Origin of the sequence: Deinococcus aestuarii, assembly GCF_018863415.1 — a bacterium.
GTDB classification, from domain to species: domain Bacteria; phylum Deinococcota; class Deinococci; order Deinococcales; family Deinococcaceae; genus Deinococcus; species Deinococcus aestuarii.
Genome location: NZ_JAHKSN010000006.1, coordinates 173,877 through 184,598, shown reverse-complemented (window position 1 = coordinate 184,598; position 10,722 = coordinate 173,877). Strand labels below are relative to the sequence as shown.

The following is a 10,722-nucleotide window of genomic DNA, read 5'->3' as shown; positions in this document are numbered from 1 at the left end:
GGTGCGAGCGAGCTGGACCGCATCTCGCTTGAACTCGGCGCTGTGGATTCGGCGATTGATCATGATGGTGCCTCCTATCTTCGAGGCTTATCTCCATCTACGCCAGATCGGGTCACCCGCACCGTGAGCCCACCGAGGGCAGGTGTTGGTAGACCGTGAGGTTCAGGGGCTTGATGTAGCCGGCGTTGATGCTCTTGGTGAGCTCGTCGTTCAGACGGATCCGCAGGGTCGAGCGGCGGTCGAGGCGAATGCGGCCCTGCTCGGGCTCGCCGTGGGTGCGGTTGAGGTTGTCGATGATGCGGAAGGACGCGGTGACGTAGCGCCTCTCCCGCACGTCGAACCACCCGTCGGTCACGTGGTAGGTGGTGTTGAGCATCCGCTCCAGCCCGTGCGCCAACGCGTGGTAGTACTGTCCGGTGGTGTCCAGGCCCGCGAGTTTCAGCAGCGCGTAGGCCGTGGTCGTGATGAACCCGTCTGCCGGGCACCCCGCCTCGATGTAGGTGTTGATCAGGGCGACCAGGAGGTCGTTGTCGCTCCCCCGGGCGAGGCCGATGCCCGGTACGCCGACGCACACGATCCTGGCGGGTTGCCCGTTGGGGCGGAACACGATCCGCTCGAGCCGGAGCATGTCTTCCGGGAGCCGTTCCTGGGTCGGAACGAAAATCAGGGACGCCACGTTTTTCTCGTCGTGGCCCCTCAACATGTCCCCTTCCCTGCCGTCACCATGCGGCGAGTGTACGGAGGACGTGGTTTTGTCCAACGGAGATGCCGCTGAAGAACCGGTGCGCCCCCTCCCGCCCTTCGGTGCCATCAGAAGGGCGGCGGCTCGCTGCCGCCCAAGAGGTCCGGCGCGCGCTCGATCTCCGGACGGGACAGGTACACCGCGCCGTGGGCGGTGATCACCGGCTCACGCCACCGGGGGTTGAGGCTGCTGCTGGTGGCGATCTCCGCCTCCGTGCGCTTCACTTTAGGGTGCAGACCGGCCTGCACCTCTCCCCGGTACCGCAGCACCCGCACGTACTCCCGGACCACGGCCTCCAGCAGGGCCGCGGTGCCCACATCAACGCCCGTTACGTGGGCGGCGGACTTCAGGGAGGCGAGGTCGCCGTGCTTCGAAGTGCACCTGCCCCCGCTCCACGTCTCCGGGGGTGAGCATGGGCGCCAGCAGGCCCCGGAAGGCCTCGTCGCCGAGCAGGGCGGCCACCGGGAGGGTGCCCTGTAACGTGACGTGCAGGCGCACCTGGCTGTGCCGCGAGGCGGCCTCCACGGTCAGGCCGATGATCACCGGGCGCAGGGGACTGCTCAGCAGCGGTCCCTTCATGGTGGCCACGGCCTCACGGTAGGCGGTGAAGGGATCAGTGGAATAGGTCATCTGAACCTCCTGGGGTCGAGGACGAGGCCATCAGTCGGCGGCGCCCGGTTGATACAGCTCGAGGAGTTCGTCGGCGGACCAGCGGGTGGGAGAGGCCAGGTGGCGGACCTCGGCGATGTGACGCCGCCCGGTGACCAGGGCCTGGAAGGTGTCGACCGCGATCCGCTCGCCCGTGCCTTGTGTGCCGGGATGGGCCGCGGCAACCTGCCGGGTCAGCTCACGCAGGGCGCCGAGCTGGGTAACGTCCGCGGTGTCGACGAGGGCAAGCACCCGGTGACGCGGGAGGCTCACGGGATCCTCGAAGCGAACGGCCAGCAGCAGAACGCCGGGCGAGGCAGCCGGCAACTCTCCAGTGCTGCCCATCAGCAGGGCCAGTTCCAGGCCACCATGCCGGGCCGCCCGGTCGAGCACAGCGGCCGCGAGTCGCTCTATGGGGATGGCGCCGCCGGTCAGGAAGCCGACCTCGCGGCCCGGCCGGGGGTGGACGCCGAGGAGCCAGTCGGGATTGACCTGCCACTCGTCGGCGACGTAGGCCAGGAGCGTGGTGGGGGTCGCCATCCCGAACTCGGATGTGCTCCGTTGCAGCAACGCCAGGGTCGCCTCGTTGCTCGCGAGCACTGCCCAGGGAATAGAGGCCGCCTGCGCCGAAGGAGGCAGCAGCCGGTGCAGATCGGCGGGTCCCGCGCCGTGCCAGGTCAGCAGCGCGAGCAAACGTCGGTGCGTGCCTTGCAGCGGCGCGGCGGGCAGGGCGAGTTGATGGGTGAGGCGACTGAGCACCAGCACCATCATGGAGGCCCCGCTCAGGCCCAGCGGCCGCCCCTGCGCCGTGAAGTACTCGGACACCCCTTTGGGAAGACTGAGGGTGTGGCGCACCACCTCGGTCGCCAGCAGGGACTGGGCGTCCGGCGGGTCACCCAGCAGGGGAAGTCGACCACAGCCATGCCCCACCTTATAGCGAACACCAATCCGCATCAACGTATGAACACGGGGAGGGAATCAGTGCTTCATGACCTCGGAGCCCAGACCAGCGGTCTGCGCCTGTCCACTGCGCACTCCAGCGGAACTTCCACTCGCGGCCGCCGCCATGGCGCCCAGTGACAGTCCCAGGATTAACGTCCAACGACCCAGCAATCTCCACTTCACGGTCTCACTCCTGACGTGGCGTCCGCCACCGCGAGTCGTGCTCACGTCTACTGGACGTGAGCACAGGGCGAAGACCCTCGTCCTCTTACGGAAGGCGAAGGCCGGAAAGCTGAGCGGGCCACTGGTCATACCTGAAGCGGGGGGCGTCCTGCGCGGCCAGATTGAGCGAGACCGTCTGTTGCAGAGGTCCGTCCACCGCCGTGACGCTGACCGGAACACCCGCGCTGACGTCGGTGCCCTGGACTGCCGTGGGAGTCAACGTTCCCGCCTGCACCGGACCGATAAACGGCGAGCTGGAGGCAACCTGCGCTGGGGGATTGACCGGCGTGACGTCACGTACCAGGACCTCGCGGGCCGGGGTCCGCACCTCCTGAATCTCGACCACCTGGGTCCGCATGGGCGTGACCTGGACCACCTGCTCCGGGACGGTGACCGTCCAGGCTTGCAGGACCTGTGGTATGGCCTGGGCCTGCCCGCCCAGCAGGGACAGCGCGAAGGACTTGCTCCACTGCTTCGCCCCCGGACCCTGGCGGGCTTCGATCATCCCGATCCCGGCGACGAGCGGGACTTCGGTCCAGCGGCCGCGCACGCCGCTGGGAAGTGGCACGATCTGCCCGTTGTCGTACCGAAGGCGCAACTCCAGTTCCCGGGCACTGTCCCCGTTGTAGAGCCGCAGCGTGGCCTGCCCCCCCAGACGCACGGCGTTCACCGGCGTCCACTGGCGCCCCCTCACGGTGGTGTTGAGGGTCGTGGCGCTGACCTCGACCGGGCCGGTGACGCTCAGGCCGACCACGCGCTTGGCCGCGCCGCTGACCGACAGGGTGAGCCGGTACTGGCCGGACTCCAGCACGCCGGAGAAGATTGCCTGGGGTGACACCTGCCCGGGGAGATAGTCGCGCCGCAGGAGGACCCGCCCGGCCGCGTCCGCGAGCTGGTAGGTGGTGATGACCACGCCCGGCCGGTACTGCTCGTCGCCTTGGGTCGCCCGGCGTGCCGCGTACCCGGCGCCGTCGAAGCCGGGGTGGTCCACGGTCAGGGTCACGACGCCCGACTCACGGACGTTCAGCGTGACGCTTTGGTCCCCGGTCGGCCAGTTCAGGACCTGACCGACCGCGACCAGACGGTGCGTCGGGGCAACAGCATGGGCAGTGCCTCCGAGGGCGAGCAGCAGCAGGGAGAGAGACAGGGTGCGCATGCGCTCAGCGTGCACCCGGAGTGGTTCTTCCCAGGGGACCTCTCCTCTCCCCTACCGCGTATGGGCAGAAACGGTCTTGGAAAACTCCGTGACTGCCGGGAAGCGGGCCAGACACGGCCGTGGTGACGTGAGGGCCGCTGTGCTGGCCGCACCTCACGGCGGAGGTCATTGGGGACGGGTTGGGGCTGGCCGTGCTCGGCCTGCTGCCCGGTGAACGAGGCCCCAGTCCCCCTGATCTCCCATCACGGCGTTCACGAAGTTGATGATGGGAGGTGCATTCGGGACGTCGGTGGACCTTCCAACACTCCTGGCTCAAGCATCCAACTGGGACATGAGGGCCTGCACCAAGTCCGCCTTGGCGGCCCGGGCCGTGGCGACGCTCAGGTCGTGGGCCAGTTGAGAAGCGCTCAACCGGCCGGATACACAGGCTTCCTCCAAGTGTTGGAGCTGCGGGGCGCTCAGGTAGGCCTTGAGCATGAAGCGCAGGGTGGCCTGGTTGGCCCGCCACTGTTCGGCCGGTGGCAGTTCGAGCAGTTGACGCTGCCGCACCTCCTGGTCCCGTTCGATCTGCTGCTCGAGGACGCGAGGGTCGAGCCGAGGTGGGGAGGCGGATGCGAGGGTGCCCCGTGTGGACTCCTCGGGCAGGATGTACTTTGCGGGATGGGTGAGCATGTCCGCGAGGAGGGCTCCTGGAGAGCGGACGTTCTTCTGGGCACGCACGTACTCGACCGAAGCGAGGACCCGCTCCGGGGCATGCTGGTGCCCCTTCACCAGGGTCTGGGCCCGCACCTCACTGATCCCCAGCTCCCGCACGGCCCGAACCAGGTGGGGGTCGAGCGACGGCTCCATGCGGAAGTGGTAGTGCAACACCTGCTTGGCGCCCCGGCCCTCGAACTCGATCCCCTCGAGGTAGGCGTTCGCCTCCAGTTCCTCATGGGCGGGCTGCAACACGCGACGGATCTTGTCCGAGTCCGGGCTGAAGATGCCGCACGCGCTGGCCCACTCCCGCAGGCCAACCCGCAGCCCTCCCCCCTGCTCGCTGGTGCGGTGTGCCTGAAGGAGGCGGTACACGCCGCGGCCCACCGGCTGCTCGATCCTCGAGAGCAGCATGGTGTCGAGGTGCTGGGTGAAGCCGGCCCGGATGCTCTGCGCGACCGGGTCAGAGAGCTGAATGATCAGCCGCCCGTCCGCGACCATCGTGCTCAGGTCGGGCGACTCCCGGCGGGCCCCCTTGCTCCAGAACCGGACCCTCTGAATCAGGTTCAAGGTCTCGTTCAGGTACATCGCCCAGGGGCTGCTCGGGTGGTGGTAGGCGCGGGACACCAGAAAGCCCACCCGCCACAAGCGCATCAGGCTCTCGCGCAGCCGCAGGTAGTTGTCGCCCTTGTCCGTCATCAGGCACAGCATCAGGAGTTCATAGGCGGTGGTGACGATGGTGTTGTCCTCAGGACACCCCTGCCGCTCGAAGAGGGTTTCGATGGCGATCTGCACGTCGGTGTCCACGCCACGGGGGCGGCCAAAGTCCGCCGCGAAGCCCTCGACGTGGTAGTCGTGGCCGTTGATGCTGAAGCGGCTGGTCCAGCGATGGTTCAGGGGGCTGCGCTCGTCGACCCGGGTCTGCACGCTGATCAAGCCGAGCCGGGCGAGGAAGTGCTCATCCGTAAGTTTCTCTGGAATGATCAGTCGTTTGCTCATGGGCCTCCTGTGTCTGTTGGTCTTTGAGTAGATAAAAGATTAAAAGAGAACAACAACACGGCCGGACGTATTCACCCACGGACACGTCGTTTTCAGCGTTTTCCCCCCGAAGGGGACGGGGGTAAAGGCCTGATTCCCCCAAAGGGGTCGGAGATCCCTCGCCCAGTTCCTCCAAAGGGGTCGAGTGTGGACGTTCTCAATAGGGAAATAGGGAAAGTACGTTCAGGACGAGAAATTTTCGACTTCCCCCAAAGGGGTCGGATGATGGGGTCATGGTTCAGGTCCGACCCCTTTGGGGTGTCCCCCAAAGGGGTCGGGAGTTTCTGCGTGACTCTTTTTCCCGGATGGAACATACGTTTTGCCGTCGGTTCCCACTGCTCCCCCGAAGGGGTCGGGGACAAGCAGGCGGCAGGGCACCCCGCTCCCCGCCTCCTTGCACGTCCAGTTTCCCCCAAAGGGGTCGGAACCGGCTGGCTGGGCTGGAGGCGCTGCCCAGTTGGCTCTCCTGTTGATCCGCAGTGGCATGCAAAGGAATACGACGGCATGGTCAGCACCCCTGAAATAGAGATGGCGAGGCCAGCCGCGTGCCAAGGCCTGAGGATCGGAGAGGAGACATGTGAAGGAGGACACGATCCGTGGCGTCCCCTAATGCTCAGGTCGAGCGCTTGCCCCGGGCGGCTCTCGCCTGAGTTTGGCGTCCTCCCGAGACTCTGGGGTGCTCCTCTTGCAACAGCGACTCGAGCTGTTCGACGAGACGCTGGAGTTCCTTCCGCTTCGCGGCACTGAGTTGGACGACACGCCGCTCCGTCAGGGAGGCCTTCACTCGGGAGACGAGTGCCCTGGCTTCGGAGGGAGCGCTCCCCTCCTGCAAAAGGTGCTGTACCCGGACTCGAAGGTCCTTCGCGGACCATCCCTCCCGCACGGCCTCCTCAAAGAGACTGCTCCGCTGCTCGTGCTCGCCTAGGGGGAGCAGTTCGAAGGCCGCTTTGCTGGTGAGCTTGCCCGCAGCTATGGCGTCGAGTTCCTCGGTCCTTAACTGGAGGAACTTGACGTTGCGGGTGGCGAAGGTCAGCAGGGTCCAACCCCCCACCTGTTGCAGGGTTTCCTCGACCCGGTGTTCGTCACGCTCGGTGCCGTTGCGCAGACGGTTGAGGTAGGGGGGCAGCGCGCTCAGCGGGTGTCCGGTGCGTTGGCTGAGCAGTTCCAGCACCCCGAAGGTCTGGTCGACCGGGTTCATCGCCTCCCGCTGGAGGTTCTCGATCAGCGCGTACTCCAGCAGGTCCGCATCGGCCACCGTCTCGACGATGGCGGGGACGCCACTCAGGCCAGCGAGTTGTGCAGCACGGAAGCGGCGCTCGCCCGCCACCAGTTCATACTGTCCGCCGGGCGTGGCGCGTAGCAGCACCGGTTGCAGGACGCCGCGTTCGCGGATCGACCGCACGAGTGGGGCCAGGCTCTCCTCGCTGAACACCTCATCCCGTGAGTACCGGCCACGCGGGTTGTGGTGCTCGATCAACCGAATCTGAGCGAAGGGAATGACCCGCGCCCGGGCGAGGTCGAGGTTGCCCAGAACGGTGGCGGGTGCCGGCGTCCGGGCCTCCATGCTGGGTCGCCCGCGCGTCATGCCGTCACCGGCTCGCCGATGTAAGCGAGCAGTTCGTCGGTGACCCGGCGCAGGTCCTCGTTCACCGGGTCCTTGGGGCGGTAGAGCGCGACAGGCAGCCGGGCGAGGCTGGCGTCGTTGAACAGCGCCTTGCGGTGCGGCACCGGACTGCTGGTGGGCGCGATCCCGGCGTATTGGGTCTGAAGGATGCGCTGCACGTCTTGGTCGTGCAGGATGTTCTTCTGATACTGGGTCAGCAGGAACATCGCCACCCGCAGGTTCGGGTTGTGGCGTTGGCATTGCCCGATGACCTCGGAGACGCTGTCGAAGTTCTCCATGGCCTTGAGGCTGCTGTTGACCGGAATGATGATGTGATCGCTTGCGACCAGCGCGGCTCGGGTGATCATGCCCCGACTGGGCGGGGTGTCGATCAGGATGTAGTCGTAGTCCTCGTAACGCCGCAGCACCTGGCCGAGGTTCGGCAGCAGGCTGTCGTCGCTGTAGAGCAGCGCGTCGAGGCGGCTCAGGTGCTGGTTGGCAGGGATCAGGTGGAGTTCCGGCACTGTGGCGGACGGCAGGGGCGTGGGCCCGGGAAGTTGCAGGTCCATCACGCTCATGAAGAGTGTGCTGGTCACCACGTGGGCCGGGGACGAGGGGTCGTCGTGCAGGCCGAAGCGTTTCGTCAAGGAGGCCTGCGGATCGGTGTCGACCAGAAGCACCCGGTTGGGCTGCCCTGTGCGGGGATTGAGGCGGGTAATGAGGTCATACCCCAGTTCCGCGACGCTGGTGGTCTTCCCGACCCCACCCGACTGGTTGTGCGTTCCAATGATCTGCATAAGTCTCCCCTGCCCCGACTGGGCATCCGCGACGTCGGCGCGCCGCAGGCGCTGAAGATCTTCCAGGCTGACGAGCGCGCCGATAGGACGGCGGTAGTGCGTGACGACGACCCGTGTCCCCTGGCCCAACTGATCGAGCAATTCGGGAAAGCGCGACCGCAATTCGGCGCTGGTCACCTGAGCGGTTCCAGGCACGGGCTTGAGCGGCATACCGGCAGGCTACTCAAATGTTTAAAACATTGTCAACTTTTCGTGGTCTCTGCACTCCCAGGACCCAGTGAACGGCAGGAGAACTTGCTTCACTATCCCGAGAGGCTGGGGCGAGGCACGAAGAACGACACCCTTCAGGACCGACTTCGCGGAGTTAGAGACCTGATCTCTAACTCCGCGGTGACGAGGCGTGGGAAGGCCGAGAACTTGAACGTGTAGAGGAGAACCGGGCTGTAGAGAGCGACAGAGCGACAACTCGCGGGCCTCTCTCCCCTGCCGTTCTTGACTTCCTCAGGAACGCCATACTTCTTGTTAAGAGAAAGCCACACCCCAGTCGAATGGTTAAATTCGGTAGCGCGTCAGCCCGCAGCACGGACTGGCAAGGGTACAGTTAGTCGCAACATTTCCAGGACATCGATGCCTCGCAGCCGCTCGGTATTGGTCTCGCCGCTGTAGGGACACGCGAAGTGCCAGGCGGGCGTCGGGTACTCGCGGAAGACCTGCCCGGTGAGGCTGTTGCCATGGCGGACGACTGCCGTGACACCTGCGAGTCCCAGGTTGACCAGCGCCATGTCCACTGCGAAGGGGTTGAGGTCGGTGTCCATCACCTGCATGTGGAGGCGGCTGACTCCCAGGTCCTCCAGCGCCTGCGCGGCGGCCAGGATCAGGGTGCCGCTTCCGACCGCCGGTTCCGCTACCTTCAAGGTCTCCCCGGGCTCGGGCGGGTGCATCACCAGCTTGGTCATCAGCAAGGCCACCGAACTCGGCGTGTAGACCTCCCCCAGATGCTGCCGCGCGTGCTTGCTCAGGCGTTCCATGTAGGTCGCGCCGAACAGGTCCAGGAACGGGTCTGCGAGCTTCAGGCACATCAGGTCCCCGAAGGCCTCGCACAGTCCGTTCAGTTCCTCCGGGGTGAACTTCGCGGCGGTGCGCCGGTACTCGTCCTCACGTTGTCCGGAACTGCACACGCAGGCCGCCAGGGTCACGAGGTCCCGGAACACGTCCGAGTGCCGCCCTTCGAGCTTGAGAACGATCTTCAGCCAGGGTGGAATGGTCAAGGTGGTGCCTCCTCGACCTCCCCGGGCGCCGCCCGCGGCGCGACTTCTGCACCGACGCGGCGCTGAACGTCCGGCAGGGCGAGGAAGGCGTCGAGGCTGAACGTCACGCCGTCCTCGGAACACAGGACGCTCCCGGCCTCACACCGCTCCGCCAGGAAGGTCACCCAGGCCCCGGGTGAGTACAGCGGCACGCCGTCTCCTGTGACCACGCTGAAGTGGAACTCGAACTGGCCGCCGATCCGCCGTCCGACCTCCAGCACCAGGCACGCCTCGGGGTAGGGAAAGGGGCGGCCCGCTGCCGCCGCCAGACAATTCATGGTGCTCTGCCGGATGCGCTCGGGGGAATCATCTTCGCGTGGCCGGACAGGCGTGATCAGAAAAACGGTTCGCATGGTGGCCTCCTTCAGAACGGGTCGTCCCTTCCCGAGAGCGCAGGGGGGCTTTTTGCGAGAACCCAGTCGCCGTGGCCGACCAGTTCCATCAGCCGGTCGATCAGGTCGAAGGGCAGGGCGCCGTCGCCGCGCTCCAGGTCCAGCGGGGAGCCCAGCTTGTTGCGGACCAGGAGGCTCAGGCCGGTGCGGTGCCCGCAGTGCGTCGCCACGAGCTGGACGGCGTAGGCGCCGGGAAAGCGGGCACGGATCTCGTCGCTGAGCGTTTCAAAGGCCGCTTCACACTGGTCCTTGTCCATGTGGGGCGGTGGAGGCAGGCGAACGGGGTATTCCCGGGCCGGGGGCTTGTTCTTGGCCCCCTCCGGCGGAGCCCACGGGGCGCGGGGCAGGGGCGCTTCCTGTGCGGTCGCTGGGGACGCGTCGCAGGCCATCTCCAGAGCTGGGGAAGGCTGCGACGCGGGAGTTGAGGACAACTCCGGCGTGGGGGCCGGGGAGTTCGCAGGGGTCTCCGAGCGGCGCCAGAAGTGAGGGTTGAAACGTTGGGGTCCGGATGACATGGCGGGCCAGCGCTCCCCGTCAGGGGAGCGACGCCTGCTCCCCCAGCAGTGCCTCGCCCAAGTGCCGTTCGATCAGTTCCCGGCCCCGATTCGCCTCGCGGGTCAGGGCAAGCCACTGACCCTGGACCAGCCGTGCCTCGTCCCACACCAGCCCCTGAAGGGTCACGACCGGCAGGACCATGACGCACTCCACCTCGGAGTCGAAGGTGCACCACACCGCGTCGACCAGGCGGAGATCGTCCTCGGTCGTCAGGCGGGGCAGGGGTGCTCCGCTGGCGTCCTGCTCCAGGCCGGTGGCCGGGAGGAGATGGCAGGAGTTGGGGCCGTAATGGCCTTGCAGCACCCGCCGGGCCTGCTCGGCCAGCTCCGAGGTGGTGCAGTGGGCGAGGGGATGGCCGGTGATGCTGGCGATGACGGTGTGATTCATAGGTCCTCCTGGACCTGCGACCCCGGCGCCCGCGGGCGCGACCCCTGGGGTTGGGGCGCCGGGGTCTGCGCGGGGCGAAATTGCAGGAGATCGTCCACCAGGCCGCAACAGGTGCAGCGAAACAGCTCCGGGTCCTGACGGTGGGTCTGGTCGACGTGTGGGCTGCCGCAGTTCGGGCAGCAGATGGGGGAGAAGACGGGAGCTCCGGCCGGTGCGCTGAGGCTGATCACAGGCTTC

The 10,722-nt window shown here is 66.8% G+C and carries 12 protein-coding genes; all 12 read right to left on the bottom strand.

Annotated features, from left to right (window positions below; genetic code table 11):
- Positions 1-112: 112 nt before the first annotated feature.
- The 12 genes from IC605_RS10460 to IC605_RS10405 all read right to left on the bottom strand — a co-directional run bounded on the left by IC605_RS10460 (position 113) and on the right by IC605_RS10405 (position 10,485).
- On the bottom strand, positions 113-703 hold the full coding sequence (locus tag IC605_RS10460; protein WP_216322994.1) for a replication initiator protein A: 591 nt from the start codon (positions 701-703) through the stop codon (positions 113-115).
- 107 nt (positions 704-810) lie between these two features.
- Positions 811-1,059: a hypothetical protein gene (locus tag IC605_RS10455; protein ID WP_216322991.1), complete on the bottom strand. Its 249-nt coding sequence runs from the start codon at positions 1,057-1,059 to the stop codon at positions 811-813.
- A 1-nt stretch (position 1,060) separates the two neighbouring features.
- Positions 1,061-1,372 (bottom strand): hypothetical protein, encoded by a 312-nt coding sequence (locus tag IC605_RS10450; protein ID WP_216322988.1) that lies wholly within the window; start codon positions 1,370-1,372, stop codon positions 1,061-1,063.
- Positions 1,373-1,402: 30 nt separating this feature from the next.
- On the bottom strand, positions 1,403-2,344 hold the full coding sequence (locus IC605_RS10445; protein WP_216322985.1) for a hypothetical protein: 942 nt from the start codon (positions 2,342-2,344) through the stop codon (positions 1,403-1,405).
- A gap of 256 nt (positions 2,345-2,600) precedes the next feature.
- Positions 2,601-3,710 (bottom strand): hypothetical protein, encoded by a 1,110-nt coding sequence (locus IC605_RS10440; protein ID WP_216322982.1) that lies wholly within the window; start codon positions 3,708-3,710, stop codon positions 2,601-2,603.
- Positions 3,711-4,022: 312 nt separating this feature from the next.
- Entirely contained in the window at positions 4,023-5,405 is a 1,383-nt protein-coding gene (locus IC605_RS10435; protein WP_216322979.1) for a replication initiator protein A, read from the bottom strand.
- Positions 5,406-6,057: 652 nt separating this feature from the next.
- Positions 6,058-7,029, bottom strand: coding sequence for a ParB/RepB/Spo0J family partition protein (locus tag IC605_RS10430; RefSeq protein WP_216322976.1), 972 nt, complete (start codon positions 7,027-7,029; stop codon positions 6,058-6,060).
- Positions 7,026-8,054, bottom strand: coding sequence for an AAA family ATPase (locus IC605_RS10425; RefSeq protein WP_216322973.1), 1,029 nt, complete (start codon positions 8,052-8,054; stop codon positions 7,026-7,028). The genes IC605_RS10430 and IC605_RS10425 overlap by 4 nt, the downstream gene beginning before the upstream one ends.
- Positions 8,055-8,413: 359 nt before the next feature.
- Positions 8,414-9,112, bottom strand: coding sequence for an N-6 DNA methylase (locus tag IC605_RS10420; protein WP_216322970.1), 699 nt, complete (start codon positions 9,110-9,112; stop codon positions 8,414-8,416).
- Entirely contained in the window at positions 9,109-9,504 is a 396-nt protein-coding gene (locus IC605_RS10415) for a hypothetical protein (protein WP_216322967.1), read from the bottom strand. Before IC605_RS10415 ends, IC605_RS10420 begins: the two co-directional genes overlap by 4 nt.
- Positions 9,505-9,515: 11 nt before the next feature.
- Positions 9,516-9,800 carry a hypothetical protein gene (locus IC605_RS10410; RefSeq protein WP_216322964.1) on the bottom strand — a complete coding sequence of 95 codons (285 nt, stop codon included), beginning with the start codon at positions 9,798-9,800 and terminating at the stop codon, positions 9,516-9,518.
- Positions 9,801-10,077: 277 nt separating this feature from the next.
- Entirely contained in the window at positions 10,078-10,485 is a 408-nt protein-coding gene (locus IC605_RS10405) for a hypothetical protein (RefSeq protein ID WP_216322960.1), read from the bottom strand.
- Between the last annotated feature and the right edge of the window lie 237 nt (positions 10,486-10,722).

Bases quoted from the DNA above. Each gene is read 5' to 3' on its own strand.
- IC605_RS10460 (WP_216322994.1), bottom strand. From the start codon at position 703: ATGTTGAGGGGCCACGACGAGAAAAACGTGGCGTCCCTGATTTTCGTT.
- IC605_RS10450 (WP_216322988.1), bottom strand. From the start codon at position 1,372: ATGACCTATTCCACTGATCCCTTCACCGCCTACCGTGAGGCCGTGGCC.
- IC605_RS10445 (WP_216322985.1), bottom strand. From the start codon at position 2,344: ATGCGGATTGGTGTTCGCTATAAGGTGGGGCATGGCTGTGGTCGACTT.
- IC605_RS10440 (WP_216322982.1), bottom strand. From the start codon at position 3,710: ATGCGCACCCTGTCTCTCTCCCTGCTGCTGCTCGCCCTCGGAGGCACT.
- IC605_RS10435 (WP_216322979.1), bottom strand. From the start codon at position 5,405: ATGAGCAAACGACTGATCATTCCAGAGAAACTTACGGATGAGCACTTC.
- IC605_RS10430 (WP_216322976.1), bottom strand. From the start codon at position 7,029: ATGACGCGCGGGCGACCCAGCATGGAGGCCCGGACGCCGGCACCCGCC.
- IC605_RS10425 (WP_216322973.1), bottom strand. From the start codon at position 8,054: ATGCCGCTCAAGCCCGTGCCTGGAACCGCTCAGGTGACCAGCGCCGAA.
- IC605_RS10415 (WP_216322967.1), bottom strand. From the start codon at position 9,504: ATGCGAACCGTTTTTCTGATCACGCCTGTCCGGCCACGCGAAGATGAT.
- IC605_RS10410 (WP_216322964.1), bottom strand. From the start codon at position 9,800: ATGGACAAGGACCAGTGTGAAGCGGCCTTTGAAACGCTCAGCGACGAG.
- IC605_RS10405 (WP_216322960.1), bottom strand. From the start codon at position 10,485: ATGAATCACACCGTCATCGCCAGCATCACCGGCCATCCCCTCGCCCAC.